The organism is Aureitalea sp. L0-47, assembly GCF_026126405.1.
In the GTDB taxonomy this organism is placed as follows: Bacteria; Bacteroidota; Bacteroidia; order Flavobacteriales; family Flavobacteriaceae; genus Pukyongia.
The window spans coordinates 67,330-88,752 of the sequence record NZ_JAFMTQ010000001.1 but is presented as its reverse complement, the minus strand read 5'-3'; the positions used below and the strand labels follow the sequence as shown (position 1 = coordinate 88,752).

Below are 21,423 nucleotides of genomic sequence, written 5' to 3'. Positions count from 1 at the left end.
GTCTTAATGTTTTTTAATTTCTAATCGTGTTGCTACTTCGTCGAAAGCAATTTCCGTTCCATTTGCTACTTCGCTTTCAAACTGCAACACCTCAGTTAGGGTTTCTTGTTTTATATAGTCAAGATTCTCAGCTACTGCGGGCTGTAAATGATCATCATTCTGAATGGTGACCTCGACCCTGTCCGTAACCTCAAATCCCGAGTCTTTTCTTAGGTTCTGAATACGGTTTACCAGTTCCCTGGCAATTCCTTCATTCTTCAATTTTGGTGTGATTGTTACATCCAGCGCAACCGTTATTCCATCGGCACTGGCTACCAGCCAACCTTCGATGTCCTGTGAGCTGATGATAACATCCTCAAGGGTTAATGTAATACTTTTTTCATTAACCAACACTGATATTTCACCGTCTTTTTCAAGTTTTGCGATGTCCTCCTGACCAAAACTGTTGATCACCTGAGCAACGGCTTTCATATCCTTTCCGAAATGCGGACCGAGTTTCTTGAAATTCGGCTTTATTTGCTTCACAAGTATGCCAGATCCCTCGTCGATAAGCTCGATCTCCTTCACATTTACTTCGGAACGGATCAAATTCGATACTGCTTCTATTGCCTGACGTTCAGAATCTTCCAATACGGGAATCATTATCTTCTGAAGCGGTTGTCGCACCTTTATCCTTTCGCGCTGTCTCAACGAAAGAACAAGTGAACTTATTGTTTGCGCCCTGTGCATTTTCTGCTCAAGCTCTCTGTCGAGATAAGACGAGTCTGCCACCGGAAAGTTACTCAGGTGTACAGATTTCTTTCCTTCTTTTACCACTCCTGAAGTGAGATCCTTATACATTCGGTCCATAAAGAATGGTGCAATAGGTGCCGCCAGCCTTGTAACTACCTCCAGGCAATTATACAAGGTTTGGTACGCTGATATCTTATCTTCACCATAACTTCCCTTCCAGTAACGCCTTCTGCTAAGACGTACAAACCAGTTACTTAGATAATCCTGTACAAAGATCGCTATCGCTCTTGCTGCCTTAGTAGGCTCATAGTCTCCGTAAGCATCATCCACTTTTGTAATAAGTGTATGTAATTCAGAAAGTATCCATCGATCGATCTCAGGACGCTTATCCAGCGGAATATCATCTTCTGCATAGTCGAAACCGTCGAGGTTTGCATATAGACTAAAGAAACTATACGTATTATAAAGCGTTCCGAAGAATTTATTACGAACTTCCGCGATACCGGCACTATCGAATTTCAGGTTGTCCCAAGGATTCGCATTGCTGATCATGTACCAGCGTGTTGCGTCCGGTCCGAATTCCTTCAAGGTGTCAAAAGGATCCACGGCATTTCCAAGTCGTTTCGACATCTTCTGCCCGTCCTTATCCAGAACCAGCCCATTACTTACCACGTTCTTGTAAGCAATATCGTCGAAGATCATAGTCGCAATGGCGTGCAGGGTATAAAACCAACCTCTTGTCTGGTCCACTCCCTCCGCGATGAAATCGGCCTTTCGCCAGGTGGATTCAACCTTCTCTTTGTTCTCGAATGGGTAATGCCATTGTGCATACGGCATACTACCACTGTCGAACCAAACATCGATAAGGTCGGCTTCCCGTCTCATTGGTTTCCCGGAATCGGATACCAATATCACCTCATCAACGATATTCTTATGCAGGTCGGCTTTTTCATAGTTCTCTTCAGAATAGTTGCCTATTTCGAAGTCTTCGAACAGTACTTTGTCCATGTAGCCAGCTTCCACCGACTTGTGCATTTCCGTTTCAAGTTCTTCTATACTTCCGATGCATTTGGCTTCTTTACCATCCTCGGTACGCCAGATCGGTAGCGGAATTCCCCAATAGCGTGATCGCGACAGGTTCCAGTCGTTAGCATTTGCCAGCCAGTTCCCGAATCTACCTTCCCCGGTTGCCTTAGGCTTCCAGTTGATCTTCTGATTCAGTTCGAACATGCGATCCTTGAATTCGGTTACCTTGATGAACCAGGAATCCAACGGGTAATATAAAATTGGTTTGTCGGTACGCCAGCAATTCGGATAACTGTGTACATATTTTTCAACCTTAAAGGCTTTGTTCTCTATCTTTAGTTTAATGGCAAGCTCAACGTCTACACTCTTTTCAGGGGCTTCACCATTATCGTAGTATTCGTTTTTCACATACTTCCCGGCAAATTCACCCATTTCCCGCCTGAATTTCCCCTGCAGATCTACAAGTGGAACCAGGTTTTCATTTTCGTCCACCACAAGCAATGGTGGAACTTCAGGACTCGCTTCCTTGGCGACTTTGGCATCATCTGCACCAAACGTAGGCGCAGTGTGTACTATACCTGTACCATCTTCGGTGGTCACGAAGTCTCCTGTGATCACACGGAAAGCATTTTCCGGGTTGTCGTGAGGCAATGCATATGGCAAGAGTTGCTCGTAACGAATACCTTCCAGCTCGCGTCCTTTAAATTCTTTCAGAATAAAATATGGGATCTTCTTGGCTCCTTCTACGTATTCGGCGAGGCCAGCCTCGTTTTCAACTTCAGCGAATTTCCCGCTGAATTGATATCCCACCAGGTTCTTCGCTAAAACTACATTGATCGGTTCAAAGGTGTATTGGTTAAAGGATTTCACCAGCACATAATCGATCTTAGGTCCAACAGTAAGAGCTGTGTTACTGGGGAGTGTCCATGGTGTAGTCGTCCAGGCCAGGAAATGAACCTCTCCATATCCTTTCAGAAACTCCGGAAGCGTATCATCTAACGCTTTGAATTGTGCCACTACCGTGGTATCGGTAACATCCTGGTAGGTCCCCGGCATATTGAGTTCGTGGGAACTCAGTCCCGTACCTGCCTTTGGTGAATAGGGTTGGATGGTATATCCCTTGTAAAGCAGCTCTTTGTCCCAGATCTGCTTGAGGATCCACCAAACGGTTTCCATGTATTTGGACTTGTAGGTGATGTACGGATCGTCCATATCCACCCAGTAGCCATAGCTGTCGGTTACTTTGTTCCAAACATCTGTATACCGCATCACTGCCTTCTTACAGGCCTCATTATATTCTTCAACAGAGATCTTGCTACCAATATCTTCCTTGGTGATCCCGAGTTCTTTCTCAACGCCAAGCTCTATTGGTAAACCATGGGTATCCCATCCCGCTTTGCGGTCTACTTTGTATCCTTTCTGGGTTTTGTAACGGCAAAAGATATCTTTGATCGCCCGGGCCATCACGTGGTGAATCCCTGGTAATCCATTGGCTGAAGGTGGTCCTTCAAAAAACACAAATGGTTCGGCTCCTTCACGAATAGCAATACTCTCTTCGAAGATCTTGTCTTCTTTCCAGAATGTGAGTACGTCCTCCGCGAGTTGTGGGAGATTAAGTCCTTTGTATTCTTTAAAATTCTTACTCATAAGGCTTTGCCGTTCAATAAGGACGCGAAATTACGGAATTTTGCGATAAAATTCTACTCGATTCACCATGTTGTAAGCCAAACTTTAAAAAGTTTTATCTTTAGCCAAATCAACCTGCCAACCTTTGAGAAAAGCACTATTCCTGTTTCTGTTCCTTCCCTTCTTTTGTTATAGTCAGAATTATGCCGACCTCCTACGGATTGGTTATGGACAGACGTTTAACAATGATTTCGAAAACAGTCCGAACAGTACCCAGGTAAAGTCCTTTGAGGCGGACCTTACATTTCCGGTTCCCCTAAGCGAAAAAAATGTATTGATCACAGGAGGTTCCTTCAGTAGAAATAACCTTCAATTGTATCCGGAAGCTGAATTCACAAGTCTGTTGAGTACTACCTTAAAAGCAGGCTTGGCGACAACCTACAATGAAAAATGGAGCAGCACAGTGGTGTTACTTCCGAAGATCGCTTCCGACTATCAAAATATTACCGGTGAGGATTTCTATTTTGGAGCGTACGCCGTTGTTAAACTTAAAAAATCCGACAATCTCATTTACCGCTTTGGGGCGTATGGCTCCACAGAGGCGTTTGGGTTCTTCTCCACTCCTATTTTCGGATGGTATTATTTAAGTCCGAACGGCCGGTTCGAAATGGATATGTCATTGCCCATTTCGGGTGATATTAACTATTGCCTCGGTGCAACGACCCTTGGGATGGATTACTTCGGAATAGGACGCAGCTTCAACATCACTGAAACCGGAGCTCCCGATGTCTACGTTGACTTGAGCTCCCTGGATTTTGCGAGTTATATTCAGTTCAATACACTTGGGAATAGTGTACTACTCAGAGCGAAATTCGGCTATTCCAGTAGCAATTTTGAGGTGTATCAGCAAGGAGAAAAAATTGACCTGGGACTATCTGCTTTCAGTTTCGGGGATGACCGAACTCAACTGAATCCTAACATTAGTGGAGGATTATTTCTTAAATTTGAAGCAATCTACCGTTTTCGCCTATCAGGTGATACCGCAGAAATCGACTCCCCTCAAGAAGACAATTAGTAAAATGGAACGTTTATGCCCGGAATGTGGAGAAAAGATCATAGGCCGCTCCGATAAGAAATTCTGCAGCGATGCCTGCCGAAATGCCTATAACAACGCCCTGAATAAGGACAGTAAGAATCTCGTTCGCAACATCAACAATCGACTGAGAAAGAACTACCGAATCCTCGAAGCACTCAATTCAAAAGACAAAACCAAAGTAAGAAAGGAAACTCTTGCCAAGCACGGTTTTAACTTCACGTATTTTACAAGTGAATATATAACGCAAGCGGGGTCTGTGTACAAATATGTGTACGACCAGGGGTACCTGCCATTGGACAACGACTGGTTTCTCCTAGTAAAAAAAGATTCCTGAGGTTCCTATTTCCAGGTATTGCCTTTAAGCCGAAGGGCTGCTTTTAGTACATCCTTCTGGCTGATCTGCCCGACCAGTTTTCCATTTTCCACAATTGGAAAACGACGGTGTTTGGATGTGAGGAATTTATCGGCGGCATCGAAGACATTCATATTTCCGTCGATGGTATCGACACTCGTATTCATGTGTTGCTCTACCTTAAAATCCTGTAGTGGCTGATTGTAGTATCGGCTGTTACTGATCTGTTTCATACAGTCTCCCTCCGAAATGATCCCAACCAATTCATTCTTATCATTTACCACCGGACCACCCGATATTCGCTTTCGGATTAAAGTATTCATCACCTCCAAAACCGACTGGTTCGGACGAAAGGTGATTAGGTTTGTCGTCATGTAATCAGATACCTTGATATTCTCCGTAGATCCTTTGCGGGGCTTCGCTCTCTTTCCAATGTAACTTTTGATACTCATGATTGTCAGGTATTTGTTTCTTTTAAATATACTAAAATCCAGCTAATTACGACAACCATATTTTCTTACGGTAAAAATTGTAACTTTAAAACGACAATCCCACAGTATGAAACAACTCTCCGCATTAGTATCCTTCCTGCTCATAATCTGGTTCACCTTCTATAGCTTTTCTTCCCTTATGCCTTCGGAAGGAACGCCAGCAGACAGCCCGGACACGGAGTTCTCAACCCAAAGGGCTATGACCACCTTAAAAGAGATCACCAAAGCACCACATTTCCATGCAAATGAAGAACATACCAGGGTGCGAGAATTTCTTGTTTCAGAATTAAGAAAAATGGGGTTAGAGGTGGAAACCCAAAAAGGATATGTACTCACACCACACATGGGAAGTGTAAAAGAGGGTGAAGTGATTAAACGCTACCCTGCTGGTTACCACATGGACCAGCCCGTAAACATAATGGCGCGTATAAAAGGAAGTGGAAACGGTAAAGCTTTAGTGCTTTTATCCCATTACGACAGTGCCAAGGTACCATCCTTTGGTGCCAGCGATGCCGGAAGCGGTATTGTTACCATACTCGAATCCCTTCGGGCCTATCAGGTTAGTGGCAAACAACCTAAAAACGACATTATCGTGCTATTTACAGATGCAGAGGAGATTGGTCTTGACGGTGCCAAACTATATGTGAATGAACACCCATGGTCTAAAGACTCTGCTCTTGTGCTTAATTTTGAAGCACGTGGAAGCGGTGGCCCCAGCAATATGATACTGGAAACCAACGGGGGTAATGAAAAGCTGGTTAAAGCTTTTGTGGAAGCCAAGCCCGAATATCCAGTAGCATCTTCTCTTATGTATAGCATTTATAAGATGCTGCCAAATGATACCGACTCTACCATTTTCCGCGAAGATGGTGATATAGATAGCTTTTTCTTTGCCTTTATCGATGATCACTTCGACTACCACACGGCTGGAGACAATATTGAGAACCTGGACGAGAATACTTTGCAGCACCAGGGAAGTTATCTTCTGCCGCTTCTCCATTACTTTGCCGATGCAGATCTGGAAAACCTAAAAGCAGAAGAAGATCATGTCTATGTAAATGTGCCTTTATTTAAAATGATCCATTATCCCTTTAGTTGGATCCTGCCCATGCTAATTTTGCTAGTACTGCTTTACCTGGCACTGATCTTTTATGGTTTTAAAGAAGGTGTCTTAACCGGTGCTGTGGTTGGACGTGGGTTTATTGCCCTTTTTACATCGCTGATAATTTGTGGTTTGCTAGGTTTCTTCGGATGGAAACTCTTGCTCTCAATTTACCCTCAGTATAACGAAATACAACATGGATTCACCTATAATGGCCATAGTTACATTGCTTTTTTCTTCCTGATCTCACTGGGGATCACGATAAGTGTTTTCAGAAGAATGGGACAAGGTCGAAGTACAGCCGGAATGTATGTGGCACCACTCACAATCTGGATACTCATCAATGTGTTGGTTTATGTAGTGATACAAGGAGCCGGGTATTTTATCATACCGGTATTCTTCGGACTGATATCGTTATGGGTGTTAATACGACAGGAGCGTCCTAATCTATTGTTGCTGGCGATTTTAGCGGCACCTGCTTTATTCCTCTTCGCTCCGTTGGTACAGTTTTTCCCTGTTGGGCTGGGCATGAGTAGTGTCTTTATTAGCTGTGTATTCACCGTGCTAATTTTCGGGCTTGTATTTTCTATCATGGACCGCTTTCGCATGAAGCGATTACTTTCTTTCCTTTGCCTCGGAATTGGACTGGTTTATTTTATACAGGCACACAACCGCAGTGATTTCACCGAAGATCGTAAAAAGCCAAACAGCCTTATCTACTACCAGGATGGTGATTCTGAGGAATCGTATTGGGTTACCTACGACAGGATCCTGGACGATTGGACCAAAGGTTATCTGGGTGATGAGCCGGAGGCAGCTTCAAAGTATATCACCCCCGCTGCGGGAAGTAAATACAATACGTCCTATCGTTTTGCTGCAAAAGCTCCGCAAAAACAGCTCCAGCCTTTTGAGGTTCGTTTAGAAGAAGATTCCATTAGTGATAATGGTAGGACGGTGTCGTTCACAATTCTCCCTAAACGCGAAGCAACCGAATTATTCGTCTACGCAGACACCACAAACACTTATTCCAGGTTAAGCTTCAACGGCAATGAAGCCAGCAGAGATTCATTGGGGAATGTCCATGCCAATGTTATAAATAAACGTCTGATACGGTATTATCTTTCCAAAGGTGATTCCCTGAATATAACCTATACCACCCCAGAAATTCGGGATTATGAATTCACGGTGATGGAGTATTCGTTCGACCTTTTGAGCCATCCACAGTTTACTATTAACAAACGTCCTGCTCATATGATGCCAAAACCATTTGTGAATACCGATGCAATTTTGGTTCGAAGAACCATTAGCATTGACGAACTAGCACAAGAAAAAGCACGCAACCAGGAGTACACGGTTGAAGATCTATTAGATAGCGAATGAGTAAAACAATCGCCATAGCAGGTATGGGTTGGTTGGGGTTGGCCCTGGCCGGTCACCTCAAAATGTTAGGATATACCATTAAGGGTTCTGTCACCAGCGAGAATAAGGCTGCAGCTTTGCGCAGGAGCGGCTATCACACCATCACAATGGTGCTCACTGAATCCGGAATTAACGGACCCATCGATCTACTGTTGGAAAATTCAGACTATTTAGTGATCATGGTTCCTCCGGGACTGAGGAGGCGTTCGGGTTCCGATTTTGTCCTGAAAATGTCCTACTTACTCTCGGCGATTGAAGCTTCAGAAGTAAAAAAAGTAATCCTGGTAAGCAGCACATCGGTATACGGTGATGCACAAGGCAAGGTAACTGAGAAAGACATTCCAAAACCGGAAACCCAGGCTGGAAAGCAATTATTCCAGGTAGAACAATTATTTTTTACTTCGGAAAAGATTGAGGCCACTATTATACGATTCGGGGGACTTTTCGGGGGTAGTCGTCAACCTGTACGCTATCTGGCCGGCAGAAAAGACCTAATCAACGGGAATGCCCCTGTTAATTTAATCCATAGGTTGGATTGTGTTGGGATTCTCGCCGAGATCATTAAGCAGGAAGCGTTCGGGCATATCTTCAACGCGGTAATGCCCTCTCATCCGAAGAAACGGGAATACTATCGAAGCGTTGCGGTCAAACTTGGCCTGACACCGCCCGAATATTCAGATACTAATTCAGAAGAAACATTTAAGCAGGTAGATTCCATCAACCTGGGAGGTGTGCTTAGCTATAAATTCAAACACAACTTATGAAAAAAGGAGCCCGAAGGCTCCTTGATATTCTTACCAGATACGCACCCGGTCTTCCGGTGCCAGCCACATATCATCACCTTCATTTATATCGAAAGCTTCAAAGAACGCATCAACGTTCATTAATGGTTGTGTAGCACGGTATCTCCCCGGAGAGTGTGGATCCGTTTTAATCTGTTCCTGAGTGTACTTTTCTGTTTGCTTGGTTCTCCAAACAGTAGCCCAACTCATGAAGAAGCGCTGCTCAGGTGTAAACCCGTCTATGTTTTCAGGTCTTCCGTTTTCAGCATAGAAGCGTTGTAATCCATCGTATGCACCAAGGATTCCTCCCAGGTCTCCGATATTTTCACCCAGGGTGAATTTACCGTTAATGAATACACTATCCAGTACTTCAATATTGTCGTACTGCTCTGCAAGTTCAGCTCCGCGTTTTGTGAATTCAGCGAGGTCATTTTCTGTCCACCAGTTCACAAGGTTTCCATCACCATCGAATCTCGAACCACTATCATCGAAAGCGTGAGAGATCTCATGTCCGATAACCGCTCCAATCCCACCGTAATTCACAGCTTCATCCGCTTTATAATCGTAAAATGGTGGCTGAAGTATTGCCGCCGGGAACACGATTTCGTTATTGAACGGCTGGAAATAGGCATTTACCGTTTGCGGTGACATCCCCCATTCTGTGCGATCCACAGGCTCGTTTACTCGATCGAGGTTGTCCTTCAACTGCCATTCACCAACTGCGATCATATTTTCGAAGTATCCGTTTTCAGGATTTACATTCATTGTTGAATAATCCTTCCACTTATCGGGATAACCTATCTTCACCGTAAATTTGTCCAATTTCTGAATCGCTTTGGTCTTTGTGCTGTCACTCATCCAGTCCAGGGCACGAATTCTGTCTTTATACGCAGCGATCACATTGGCGATCATAAGTTCTGCTTTCTCCTTTGCCTCAGGCGGGAATTTTTCGTCTACATACAATTTACCCAATGCTTCACCAACCGTTCCGTTCACAGTGGCCAAGGCACGCTCGTCTGCCGGGCGTTGTTTCTTCGCTCCGCGAAGTGTCTTGGAATAGAAGTCCCAGTTTGCTTTGTCGATCTCGGTTGTTAGATATCCGGCGGCGCTATTGAGTGTAGCCCATCGGGTAACGGTTTTCCAGGTTTCTATATCTCCTTCTTCCATGATCTGTCTCATAACTTCCATGTAAGCAGGTTGCATTACAAGAACCGTATCTACTTCTTTAGTAACTCCAAGGTCTTTTAATGCTTGATTCCATTGGATCTGTGGGACCATCTCCTGAAGTTCTCCCATGGATCTCGGATTGTTGAAATTTCTGAAATCCCTGCGTGCTACTTTATCCAGCCTTGGCTCGGCCAGGCGTGTTTCGAAGGCTAGAATGGTCTCGGCCTGTGCCTTCGCATCTTCTTCAGAATCTCCAAGAAACTGAAGCATACGAGTGATATGATCTTGGTACTGTTTACGAATGGTTTTTGACGCCTCATCCGAATTAGTATAATAATCGCGATCCGGCAATCCCAATCCTCCGGGAATGATGTATCCTGAATTCATCGAACTATTGCTAGGATTAGAAAAGGCTGCAAAGCCAAAGAATGGCTGTGAAACCGTTACGGCTTCCTGTGTCATGAGCTTCTGATATTCTTCTACGGAAGAAACCGCAGCGATCTTATCCAGGATTGGTTGAAGTGGTTCGATGCCGCGCTCGTTTCTGGCCATTGTATCCAGTTGAGATTCGAAGATCATCATTGCTTTGGCCTGATCGGTATCGGGAGTGTATTTATCATTTCCCTTAGCGTTCGCCAGGATCTCCAATACGTCCTTATCTGTGCTTTTCCGAAGTACCATAAAGCCTCCCCAACGCACCTGATCGTCGGGAATCTCAGTATTCTTCATCCAGGTGCCGTTCACGTAATTATAAAAGTCATTTTTCGGACTTACAGTAGTGTCCATGTTGGCAAGGATAAGGCCGTGCGGGCCATCATCCTCCATTGCCATCTTACCATCCTTTTCTGCACACGCCACAACAACAAGTGCCATCACAGCCGCAGAGAAAAGTAGTTTGAAATAGTCGGTTTTCATTTTTTGATATGTTTTTAGTGATTACAGGCGTGAACGCCTGTGCTATATGTATTAAAATTTCCGATTTGTTACACTTAATTTTGCTGATCTTCGAGTTCTGCCTGGTATACTGAATCCAGAAAACGCTGCTGTTTCTCCAATTCTTTCTCTTCATCCTCTCTCCGCTCCTGGTTGATCTGATCTTTCTGAAGTTTTGCCTCGATCTGGTTGATAAAATTTATTCCTGCATTATTCAACTCGAACATGCATTCCTCGATTATGGTGGAATCCAGACGAGATTTTCGTACTTCCTGGCCGAGCATGTTTACACGGGTGTTTACAATAAGCAACCTGGAACGAATGGCTTTAGTGGATAAGGTATCCGGAATGGTCTTCATAAGGGAATCCGCGTAGAGCTCGAGTCGTTCGGTTTTCACTTTAATTTCTGAAATCGTTGTGCCTTTCATGGTGCGAAGCTCATTTCTCAGATCCTCAAATACGGGCCAATTAGAGAGGATGTTCTCGGCACCTGACGTTAGCTTTGGTAATGGTACGGAAGTATCACCGAAGGTATTGGAGAGTTCTTGTTCCGAAACAATTTCTGCGTCGGGATCCGCTGCCGAATCTTCACAGGAAACACACAGGAACAACCCAAACAACATCGCAACTAAAATTCCTTGAATCCCTTTATTCATTAAGGACAAAGATAAAGTACTCCATCAAAAAAATGTGACTGAGAGTTAAAAGATTTAGTAAGGAATATGATTATATTTACATAAGCTATAACGGATTTCATGAAAAAACGGATTTTGATAATAGGAGCAAGCGGTCAGATTGGTTCGGAGCTTACGGAACGGTTACGAAAGATCTATGCGCCTCATAAAGTGATTGCAAGCGATATCCGGGAGGGAAACCAGGAGCTTATGGAAAGTGGCCCTTTTGAAGTGCTGGACGCAATGGACTATAGCGCTATTGAAGATATCGTGATCAACTACGAGATCTCTGAGGTTTACCTCATGGCTGCCATGCTTTCCGCTACTGCGGAAAAATTCCCTATGAAAGCATGGAACCTGAATATGACCTCGCTGTTCAATGTCTTGAATCTTGCCAAAGAAGGAAAGATCGAGAAGATCTTCTGGCCATCGAGTATTGCCGTTTTCGGACCGAGCACTCCAAAGATCAATACACACCAAAACACTATCACCGAACCTTCCACGGTATACGGTATTAGTAAACTCACTGGGGAAAGATGGTGTGAGTACTATCATAAGAAATACGGAGTAGATGTTCGCAGTCTGCGTTACCCCGGATTGATCAGTTACAAAACGGCACCCGGTGGAGGAACAACAGACTATGCCGTTGAGATCTATCACAAGGCTATCAAGCATAAAAAATATATTTCCTTCCTGGACAAGGGAACAGTTTTACCTATGATGTTCATGGACGATGCCATCAATGCCACTATTGGTATTATGGAGGCTAAATCGGAAGAAGTAAAGATACGTAGTGGATACAATCTTGCGGCTATAAGTTTTGGTCCTGAAGATATTGCGGCTTCTATAAAAAAGCATATTCCAGAGTTTGAGATCGTCTACCAGCCGGATTTCAGGCAGGACATTGCCGATTCATGGCCGAACAGCATGGACGATTCTGAAGCCAGGAAAGATTGGGGATGGGCCCACACTTACGATTTGGATGAGATGACCGAGGTGATGCTGGAGAATCTTCAGGGTTCGCTACGACGTACTTCGGAATAGAAAGTATGAATTCCATTCTTGGGTCAAACAAAAAATCCCGCTCACGCGGGAAGAGGTCTTTGTAGCCCCGGCAAGAATCCCTTCGACTAACGCTCAGGGTAAACATCGATTCAAATGCTCCGCATTCTTGTGCTAAGCACAATTGCGGTGCTACTTTGTAGCCCCGGCAAGAATCGAACTTGCATCTAAAGTTTAGGAAACTTCTATTCTATCCATTGAACTACGGGGCCGGTAAAAGGATCACAAAAATACAGGATTTATCTAATATCCGGAAGTGATTACTTCCCCGTTTCTACACTTATATTCATGTTCTCTATGGTAGAAAGCAATTGGAGATTACCTTGCACGAAGAGGTCCGGGAGGCTATCCAATGGAATATCTTTCTCCTTAGGCTTGAAGTTCCGGTAATCCTGGAACAATATATCTTCGAGACGTTCTTTTCTGAAGGCTTCGCGAAAGCGCACTCCGCCGCCATCGGTAAGGTAAGAGTAGGCCAGGTAGTCTATTTCATAGGTTTCAGCATTGATCCAATATCGAAACTCATCCTCGAAATCCACCCCTCCTCCTTCCTGGCGAAAAGTTACTTTTAGCGTATGATATTTTTGTTCCTTAATTGATAGTGTACCCAGGTATTCCTTCTGAACCGCTGCATCTTCCAATACCAGGGGAAGCTGGAAAAAGTATAGTACGGAATTCAGGGAATTGCTGTATTTGGTCACCATGGAATCGGCCAATTTTACTTTTTCACCGTTCACAGACCTGGAGAATCCTCTTTTGCTGTGAAGCTTATCTTCTATAGAATCCTTTATCCTGGTATAGGTGTAGGAGGCGCTGTCACGATCAAGGACATAGCTCCAATCCCTGAAGTCGAAATTTATTTCTTTGCCATAAATATTCTCTGATCCATGAGAACCCATCGCCTTTTCCAACAGGGTATCGGCATTGATCTTCTCATCGCTGATACAAGCTGTTAAGATCATCAAGAACAATAAGCCGGAGATTAATGGGATAAATCCTCTCATAACAATCAAATTTAACCGATTAGTTGTAAATAACAGGACAATATTTCAAATAACTATTAAGTCCATGAGTTGTCTTCAAGCTTACCTACTGAGATGTAAATTAATGCTGTATTTTTACCACATCATTCAGAAAGTGTAGAACTATGACAAAATCGGGTAAAATAGAATTGATGGCGCCGGCCGGAAATTTTGAATCCTTACAGGCTGCTATTGACAATAGTGCAGATTCTGTCTATTTCGGTGTAGAACAGTTAAATATGAGAGCCCGGGCGAGTATAAATTTTACTATCGAAGACCTCCCGGAGATCGTAAAACGTTGCAGCGCGAAAGGGATACGCACCTACCTGACACTGAATACTATTATTTACGATCATGACCTTTCTGTGATCAAAACCCTGTTGAGTGCAGCAAAGTCTGCTGGTATTACCGCAGTAATAGCTATGGATCAGGCGGTGATTGCTTATGCTCGAGAGATCGGGATGGAAGTTCATATATCTACCCAGGTAAATATTACCAATATCGAAGCGGTTAAATTCTACGCTTTATTCGCGGATACGGTAGTTCTAAGCAGGGAACTAAGTTTGCGACAGATAAAGAAGATATGTGAACAGATCGAGAAGGACCAGATAAAAGGCCCATCCGGTAATTTAATCGAAGTCGAGATCTTTGGACATGGAGCTCTTTGCATGGCAGTTTCAGGCAAGTGTTATATGAGTTTGCACACTTATAATTCGTCTGCCAATAGAGGTGCCTGCAAGCAAAATTGCCGAAAAAAATATAGTGTGATCGATCAGGAGACCGGTGTCGAGCTCGAGTTGGATAATGAATATATCATGTCTCCCAAGGACTTATGCACTCTTGATTTTCTGGACCAGGTTATTAATACCGGCGCGAAAGTATTAAAAATTGAAGGACGGGGACGGGCTCCGGAATATGTGGCAAAAGTTATTAAAACCTACCGTGAGGCGATCGATGCAATCGATGAAGGAACCTATACACCTGAACGAGTGAGTCATTGGATGACCGAGTTGGAAAAAGTATACAACAGGGGATTCTGGAGCGGTTATTATTTAGGTCAGAAATTGGGGGAATGGAGTAATGTCTCAGGTTCCAAAGCAACCCAGAAGAAGGTATATGTGGGCAAAGGAGTTCATTTCTTCCCTAAACCCAGCATTGGTGAATTCCTAATTGAAGCATACGATATCCGAATTGGGGATACGATTCTAATTACCGGGCCAACGACCGGAGTTGAAGAGTTTGAGCTAACTGAAATGCTAGTTAATGATGAACCTTTGAGTATTGCCAAGAAAGGTGATTCCTGCACCATTCCAACGAAATTCAGGATAAGGCCTTCTGATAAATTGTACAAGATAGTTCCCGGTTAATGGTTGTAATTACGCTGCATCGCAATAAATGTATCGGTTGCAACTACTGCGTGGAATTGGCACCCGGTCAATTTCAAATGTCCAAGAAGGATGGAAAGTCCGTCCTACTACATGCTACTGAAAAAAAGGGATTTCACACTTTGAAATCAGTGGATAACACCATCTATGATGGTTGTGTTGAAGCTTCAAAAGCCTGCCCTGTAAAAATAATAACCGCAAAACTCATCTAGTTCTTCATTGTGTTTTCGACAGAGAAGAATAAAGTTTCATGACTTACTTTCTGAAAGAATCTACAATTGAGCCTATATTATTCAAAAGGCTTTTCCTCGCCTACCAAAGCATTTTGAGAATTGATAGCCAGGTTGTCTGAATCCACCACCATGGCGACAAGGTGCAGATTTTCGGCTACGAATTCAGGATCCATTGAAAACGAAAAATCTGCAACATAATCGGTAAGTGCAGGGGTATCAGGAATTGCATCTCCCAGTACATCGGAAAGATTCCCTCGAAGCGTATGATTGTGCTCGAAGTTTACTATCGGATCCCCCATATTGAAATACGGGCTATCAGGATCCTGGTTGTAATAGTTGGTCTGGTCTCTTAATATTCCATCTTCAACTAGATAAAGCACAAGTTTTCTACCCTCCAGGACGTCTTCAGAAGCAACAGTGACCGTGGCAAAAATAGTTCCACCCTGAATGTTGGATTGAATAGCGATGCTTGTATTTGAGGGTATTCCTGCATAAGGAAGCACCTCATCTACTGGAAAATTAGCCGGAGAAGGTGTTCCCCAAACTATCGTTCTGTCTATCCGTGCCCTCGGCGATCCGTCGGGAATACCAAGACCATCCCGAATAACCGGTTCTATAGGTAATGAAAGATCGTCTCCGTTGTGAATTGCCACAACAGAAACATGAGTGGTCTGAGCCAGGACTTCTTCAATAGCAGCAGTTACGGATGGACAATAGCCACACCAGGTTCCGGTGTAGTCTTCTACAACCACTTTTTTAACAGGTGTGATAACATCAAAGGTTTCGGTTTCGGTAACTACTTCTTCTCCGTTTAGAAGGAATCTTGCGTAGATTTCAAAAGTACCTTCAACGTCGGAAAGGAATGTATTGTTATCAAGAGCGTTTTCATCGACGTAGTACGTAACATCTTCAAGTATTTCATTTCCATCATCGTCGAAAAGCTGGAAAGTAACCTGCTGGTTTTTAAGAGAGGCCTTTCTGAAGACCAAACCATTTTCCAAATTTGCTACTGGAACTACACCAAGATTGGTGAAATCTTCCTTTTTGCTACATGAAGTAACCGCTAGGGAAATCACGACTGCACATAAGATTGTAAGAGAGAGAGATTTGAATTTCAACATAATCATAATTTTCGGCACGTTATTTGGGCTTCTAAAATAGTTAATTTTTTCTTAAAGACCATCAAACCACGACGACCCAATAGGTGTAATAATAGTCACAATTGAAAAATTGGGCTTTTGTGGTGAATTTTCATTAATATTGTGCAACAACAAACAATCCTAAACCATGATTAAAAAGTTCTTTATCCTACTATTTATTGGGTCTTCTACCCTTATTTATGCTCAAGATAAACTTCCAAATGTTACTTTAACCAACATGAGTCAGGAGGATGTAAACCTTCAGGATGTTGCTAACAGTGACGATCCGGTTATTATTTCTTTGTGGGCAACCTGGTGTGTTCCATGTTTGAAAGAGTTAGATGCCATCAGCGAAGTATATGAAGATTGGCAAGATGAGACAAACGTGAAGCTCATTGCTATTTCTGTAGATGACAGCCGAACGGTAAAAAGAGTAAAACCACTCATTAATGGTAAAGGGTGGGATTATGAAATTCTTCTGGACACCAATAATGATGTTAAGCGGGCTTTAGGAGCAGCCACTGTTCCACTCACACTATTGGTAAAAAACGGAGAGATCGTATACCGCCATTCAGGGTATACTCCGGGAGCAGAGAACGAACTTTACGACCACGTCCAGGAATATTCCAACTAGGACAACTTCAAAAAATCCTATCAACCAGAACATGAAACAACTTACCCTAATCGTGGCATTGCTGCTTTGCAGTGCGGTGTCACTCGCTCAAGAGGAAGGTACCTTTTACGGTGGCTTCGAATCAAACTCTCAATGGTTGCAACAAGACGATGACTTGTTTACTTTCGATCCCGGTGCCACTTTTCTGCCCGAGGATCAATTTCGTGCCAATAATTATCTTCAGCTAAACTATACCTACGGAAAATTTACGGCCGGAGTTCAATACGAACTATACCTGCCATCGGCATTGTTGGGTTATAGCCCGGTTTTTGACGGAAACAATGGTGTCGCAACTTATTTCCTGAATTTCAAGAATGAAACCCTCGATATAACCGGTGGATATTTCTATGAGCAATTCGGAAGTGGATTACTCCTAAGAAGTTGGGAAGACAGGCAACTTGGTGTTAACACAGCTATACGAGGGGCGCGAGTTAAGTGGACGCCTTACGATTATTGGGATGTAACTGCATTGGTTGGACAGCAACGTGATGGTTTCAATGTTTCAGAAGGGGTTGTAACAGCTCTCGATTCCAATCTGGATATCGGCAATGTGGCCGAGCTTGAAAATATAGACCTTCGGTTTGGAGCCAGCTATGTAAACCGTTACCAGGACAGAGGCTCGAACGAAGTAATTCCCAGTAACGTAGCCGCTTATGGAGCAAGGCTTGATTTTGGCGTTGGGAACTTCTTCGGAGGCGTAGAAGCGGGTATGAAGGATGAAGACGCCATTGCCGCTGAAGGAGAATTGGTGTCCAATAGGTTGTATGATGGTACGGCATTGCTTGTGAACCTGGGTTACTCCCAAAAGGGATTAGGAATTAATTCCACATTCAGAAGACTTGAAAACTTCTCATTTTACTCAGACCGACTGGCAGAGGGGAACCAATTCAATCAGCAATTGATCAATTATACTCCCGGTTTGACCAAACAACAGGATTACCTGCTTACCAACATCTACGTATACAATCCTCAGCCCAGGCTATTAACGGATAACCTGGAACAGCGCGTTGGAGAAGTAGGAACACAGACGGATATCTATTACACTTTCCCGAAGGAGAGTTTCCTGGGTAAGTACCGAACCAAAGTTGCTTTCAACTTCTCGTATTGGGGAGGTCTGGATACTACTTTTAACGAAGATCTGTCCTACGACGTTGAATTCATCGGAAGCGGAGATCGTTACTGGCGCGATGTGAATTTCGAAATAAAAAACCGCTGGAGTTCCAAGTTTAGCTCCGTACTTACTTTTCAAAACGTAATTACCGACAAAGGCGTGGTCCTGGGTGGCCCGTTAGGACAACAAGGCGATATTAAAGCTACTGTAGTGGTGGCTGAAGGAACTATTAAGTTCAATAATGGTAAATCTCTTCGTTTGGTAGGACAGCACTTGTGGACAGAACAAGACAGAAAAGACTGGGCAGGCTTAGTGACAGAATTCAATTTTAACTCCAGGCTATCTGTTTACGTGGCGGATGCATTTAATTATGCGGGTGAAGGAGAGCTGCATTACTACAATGTGGGAGGAAGTTATAGTAAAGGAAGAACGCGCCTTGGATTAAATTACGGAAGACAACGAGGAGGATTGATCTGTGTAGGTGGTGTTTGCCGATTTGTACCCGCAAACAATGGGTTGAGTATAAACTTGTCTGTGAACTTCTAGAGTAGAAAAATCATTAAATAAAAAAGGCCTGGAAATTCCAGGCCTTTTTTTATTACTGAGGTGTTATTTATCTTTTCACAATCTTCTCTACGGAAGTTGCTCCAGATTCGTTAGTCATCTGAACCATGTATACCTGAGATTCCAGGCTAGCAAGGGAAATACTATTAGTACCCGAAGAAAGTGTTCTTTCGGCCACTATTGCCCCAAGCAGATTGTATATTTTTACGTTAACCTCCTCTTGAGAAACGATTTGAAGATCTTCACTAACCACAGTGGAAAGCAAAGAAGCGTTTACTTTATTTTGACCTTCCACCCCAAGAGTTGAATCGTACAAGTATGTAAAGCTTAGTTCTTCACCCGTAGGAACACCGGATCCATCTACCTGGTAAAACCTGAATTCATACTCTATAGGGTTCCCGCCACCATCGTTATAATTCCAGAATTTATCCCCAGGGGTTCCTTGGTTTGAACCTGGTTGAATCGTAACCACTTCGTTCCCAGGAGGGTAAGAAGTCCCTACACTTATAGGGTCGTAACAAAGACCAAAACATAATTGCATGTCAGTCCCGTCATAGTTGACAGCACTTACAAATTCAATTTTCATATAAATCTCTTGCGTAGTAGATTCATTGTTCACATAGAACTTCAAAGAAGCTGATTGTTCATCTAAAGTGTTGAATCCGAAAGTACTACCGTCAGTAATTGGCGTACCATCATGTGTTTCAACATTAAACTGTGCTGAAGCAGCCATTGAAACGGTTAGGGCTGCCGCTAAAAGTATTTTTTGCATCACTATAATTAAATATTAAAGATTCGTTAAAATGTTTGTCGAAAGATATGAAAATAATCATGAATATGCGTGAGCATACGAAGAATGGTTAAATTCTTCAAATACAGCGTTGTAAAGGGATGTAGAGTTTTTTATCCTACCTAATTAATAGGTTAAATGAAAATTAAAACTTAAGAAGGATTTGATTATAAATTATGAATTTATTAACATATATTTGATATTCAATTTCACAAAATGAGCCTAATTATGAAAATAAAATTTTACTCTTTTATTATTGCATTAGTGATGGGAGGCAGCTGTTTTGCGCAGACCATTGTCTCTACTTCACCTGAAAACAAGAAAGTGATTCTTGAAGAATTTACCGGAATCAGCTGTGTGTTCTGTCCACAAGGACACGCAATTGCACAGTCTATCAAAGACTCGAGTCCGGATAATGTATTCTTAGTTAATATCCACGTAGGGTCCTTTGCTGTTCCAGGACCGGGACAACCCGATTTCAGAACACCTTTTGGAACCGCAATCGCAAACCAAAGTAACCTTGTAGGATACCCTGCCGGAACAGTAAACAGGCATGTGTTCCCAGGACAGTCGCAAAGTGGTGGTCCACACACCGCCATGAGCCGAGGGCAATGGGCAAGTGCTTCCAATCAAATCCTTGGCGAAGCTTCTTATCTGAATATGGCTGTGGAAGCTGAATTAGATATCTCGGCTAGTGAAATATCTGTTCACGTGGAAGCTTTCTATACAGGTAATAGTCCTCAGGCTACTAACCAGTTAAATGTAGCATTGTTGCAAAACAATACATTAGGACCTCAAACAGGAGGTGGATTGGGTAACAATTACCCTCACCAGTATCGTTTAGTACATATGATTACAGGGCAATGGGGAGAATCTATTTCTCCTACAACCCAGGGAAGCTTTATAGACAGAAACTATACGTATACCATCCCCGCTTCGTACAATAACGTTCCTGTAAACCTGGAAGAATTGGAATTAGTTGTTTTTATGACTGAAACCAATCAGGAAGTAATTAGCGGAAACGGTGCTTTCCCAACATATACGAATCTTCCGTTCAATAATGATGCTGCCTTAGAAGCTGAATTTGATATTGATGCTCAGTGTGGTATCGACTATGCTCCGGAAATTACAATCCAAAACAGAGGGAATAATCCGCTTACAAGTTTAGCAATTGAATATTCCATCAATGGAGGGGCAACCGAAACATATAACTGGACTGGAAATCTTGGCCCTTATGAAAAAGAAGATGTTCGTTTGGATCCGATTTCCTATGCGGTTCAATCCACCAATACCATCAACTTCTCCATCCCGAATGATGAGGATAACACCAATAATACAGCTACCAATAGCTTTTCAGAAATCACTTTTGAGCATACCAACAGTTATTCTTTCAGACTATCCTGTGATGCAAATGGAGACGAGATCACCTGGAAGATCGAAAATGTTAATGGTGATATAGTTCAATCCGGAGGTCCTTATGCCCCCGATGAAGACGTGGAGCTAGAGTTCAACCTTGATGATATAGGATGTCATAAGTTTACTTTGACCGATACAGGTGGTGACGGACAGTACTACTTCCGTCTTACCGATTCAAACAATGACCACGTTTTAATCAACACCAGTGGGTTCTTTGGTGAGGAGATTTCTGCTCAATTTAAGACCAATGGGGTTCTTAATGTTGGTGATGCTTCAGTAGATGGAATTAATATAGTTCCTAACCCTGCTACTTCAACCTTTACCATAAGTAATGCGGAAGGCGCAAATATTGTCATGTACGACATGCAGGGACGAGAAGTTCATTCCTCTTCAAACCTATCCAATAGTCACGAAGTGAATGTGTCTAATCTTGTTACTGGAATGTATTTTGTTCAAGTGGAAAGACAAGGGCAGGTAGAAGTTAAAAAGTTAGTAGTAAACTAATTTACCTGAACTCACATAAAATAAAAACCCGAAGGATTCTTCGGGTTTTTTTATGCTCATTCTCATGGGTATGTTTCGACTTCCGAACTGACATAAATCATGGCATGAATTAGAGGGAAGTTTT

The 21,423-nt window shown here is 43.0% G+C and carries 17 protein-coding genes and 1 tRNA gene; 10 read left to right on the top strand and 8 right to left on the bottom strand.

The annotated features are described in order from the left end of the window. Positions 1–3: 3 nt before the first annotated feature. Positions 4–3,405, bottom strand: a complete 3,402-nt coding sequence (ileS, locus tag J1N09_RS00405) for an isoleucine--tRNA ligase (RefSeq protein WP_265197403.1) — start codon at positions 3,403–3,405, stop codon at positions 4–6. Positions 3,406–3,529: 124 nt separating this feature from the next. Between ileS and J1N09_RS00400 the strand changes: the two genes are divergently transcribed. Then, positions 3,530–4,459, top strand: a complete 930-nt coding sequence (locus J1N09_RS00400; protein WP_265197402.1) for a hypothetical protein — start codon at positions 3,530–3,532, stop codon at positions 4,457–4,459. A 4-nt stretch (positions 4,460–4,463) separates the two neighbouring features. Further along, positions 4,464–4,814: a hypothetical protein gene (locus tag J1N09_RS00395; protein WP_265197401.1), complete on the top strand. Its 351-nt coding sequence runs from the start codon at positions 4,464–4,466 to the stop codon at positions 4,812–4,814. 5 nt (positions 4,815–4,819) lie between these two features. On the opposite strand, the gene J1N09_RS00390 is transcribed toward J1N09_RS00395, so the two are convergent. Then, positions 4,820–5,284, bottom strand: coding sequence for a CBS domain-containing protein (locus tag J1N09_RS00390; RefSeq protein WP_265197400.1), 465 nt, complete (start codon positions 5,282–5,284; stop codon positions 4,820–4,822). A gap of 106 nt (positions 5,285–5,390) precedes the next feature. On the opposite strand from J1N09_RS00390, the gene J1N09_RS00385 reads away from it, so the two are divergent. Together J1N09_RS00385 and J1N09_RS00380 are read left to right on the top strand one after the other, a co-directional pair. Then, positions 5,391–7,805, top strand: coding sequence for a M20/M25/M40 family metallo-hydrolase (locus J1N09_RS00385; RefSeq protein WP_265197399.1), 2,415 nt, complete (start codon positions 5,391–5,393; stop codon positions 7,803–7,805). Then, positions 7,802–8,608, top strand: a complete 807-nt coding sequence (locus J1N09_RS00380) for an SDR family oxidoreductase (RefSeq protein ID WP_265197398.1) — start codon at positions 7,802–7,804, stop codon at positions 8,606–8,608. Before J1N09_RS00385 ends, J1N09_RS00380 begins: the two co-directional genes overlap by 4 nt. A gap of 30 nt (positions 8,609–8,638) precedes the next feature. Here J1N09_RS00380 and J1N09_RS00375 read toward each other — a convergent pair whose 3' ends face one another. Together J1N09_RS00375 and J1N09_RS00370 are read right to left on the bottom strand one after the other, a co-directional pair. Continuing rightward, complete coding sequence (locus J1N09_RS00375) at positions 8,639–10,708, bottom strand: M13 family metallopeptidase (protein WP_265197397.1); 2,070 nt, start codon at positions 10,706–10,708, stop codon at positions 8,639–8,641. 74 nt (positions 10,709–10,782) lie between these two features. Beyond that, positions 10,783–11,382: a hypothetical protein gene (locus tag J1N09_RS00370; RefSeq protein WP_265197396.1), complete on the bottom strand. Its 600-nt coding sequence runs from the start codon at positions 11,380–11,382 to the stop codon at positions 10,783–10,785. Between the two features lie 99 nt (positions 11,383–11,481). Between J1N09_RS00370 and J1N09_RS00365 the strand changes: the two genes are divergently transcribed. Beyond that, positions 11,482–12,444 carry an NAD-dependent epimerase/dehydratase family protein gene (locus J1N09_RS00365; RefSeq protein WP_265197395.1) on the top strand — a complete coding sequence of 321 codons (963 nt, stop codon included), beginning with the start codon at positions 11,482–11,484 and terminating at the stop codon, positions 12,442–12,444. Between the two features lie 158 nt (positions 12,445–12,602). Here the strand turns inward: J1N09_RS00365 and J1N09_RS00360 are convergent. Both J1N09_RS00360 and J1N09_RS00355 read right to left on the bottom strand, forming a co-directional pair. Next, positions 12,603–12,674: transfer RNA gene (locus J1N09_RS00360), tRNA-Arg, on the bottom strand. 48 nt (positions 12,675–12,722) lie between these two features. Then, a complete protein-coding gene (locus J1N09_RS00355) occupies positions 12,723–13,466 on the bottom strand; it encodes a DUF6503 family protein (RefSeq protein WP_265197394.1) in 744 nt (247 codons plus the stop codon). A 143-nt stretch (positions 13,467–13,609) separates the two neighbouring features. On the opposite strand from J1N09_RS00355, the gene J1N09_RS00350 reads away from it, so the two are divergent. Together J1N09_RS00350 and J1N09_RS00345 are read left to right on the top strand one after the other, a co-directional pair. After that, on the top strand, positions 13,610–14,851 hold the full coding sequence (locus J1N09_RS00350; RefSeq protein ID WP_265197393.1) for a peptidase U32 family protein: 1,242 nt from the start codon (positions 13,610–13,612) through the stop codon (positions 14,849–14,851). Continuing rightward, positions 14,851–15,081, top strand: a complete 231-nt coding sequence (locus J1N09_RS00345; protein WP_265197392.1) for a ferredoxin — start codon at positions 14,851–14,853, stop codon at positions 15,079–15,081. Before J1N09_RS00350 ends, J1N09_RS00345 begins: the two co-directional genes overlap by 1 nt. 77 nt (positions 15,082–15,158) lie before the next feature. Here J1N09_RS00345 and J1N09_RS00340 read toward each other — a convergent pair whose 3' ends face one another. Beyond that, positions 15,159–16,223 carry an Omp28-related outer membrane protein gene (locus J1N09_RS00340; RefSeq protein ID WP_265197391.1) on the bottom strand — a complete coding sequence of 355 codons (1,065 nt, stop codon included), beginning with the start codon at positions 16,221–16,223 and terminating at the stop codon, positions 15,159–15,161. Positions 16,224–16,389: 166 nt separating this feature from the next. Here J1N09_RS00340 and J1N09_RS00335 point away from each other — a divergent pair, with 166 nt between their 5' ends. Continuing rightward, positions 16,390–16,875 carry a TlpA family protein disulfide reductase gene (locus J1N09_RS00335; protein WP_265197390.1) on the top strand — a complete coding sequence of 162 codons (486 nt, stop codon included), beginning with the start codon at positions 16,390–16,392 and terminating at the stop codon, positions 16,873–16,875. A 31-nt stretch (positions 16,876–16,906) separates the two neighbouring features. After that, a complete protein-coding gene (locus J1N09_RS00330; RefSeq protein ID WP_265197389.1) occupies positions 16,907–18,571 on the top strand; it encodes a DUF6029 family protein in 1,665 nt (554 codons plus the stop codon). A 67-nt stretch (positions 18,572–18,638) separates the two neighbouring features. On the opposite strand, the gene J1N09_RS00325 is transcribed toward J1N09_RS00330, so the two are convergent. Continuing rightward, positions 18,639–19,361 carry a T9SS type A sorting domain-containing protein gene (locus tag J1N09_RS00325; RefSeq protein WP_265197388.1) on the bottom strand — a complete coding sequence of 241 codons (723 nt, stop codon included), beginning with the start codon at positions 19,359–19,361 and terminating at the stop codon, positions 18,639–18,641. 246 nt (positions 19,362–19,607) lie between these two features. Here J1N09_RS00325 and J1N09_RS00320 point away from each other — a divergent pair, with 246 nt between their 5' ends. After that, the gene (locus J1N09_RS00320; RefSeq protein WP_265197387.1) at positions 19,608–21,299 is read left to right on the top strand and encodes a T9SS type A sorting domain-containing protein; all 1,692 of its coding nucleotides are present in this window, start codon (positions 19,608–19,610) and stop codon (positions 21,297–21,299) included. Positions 21,300–21,423 lie beyond the last annotated feature (124 nt).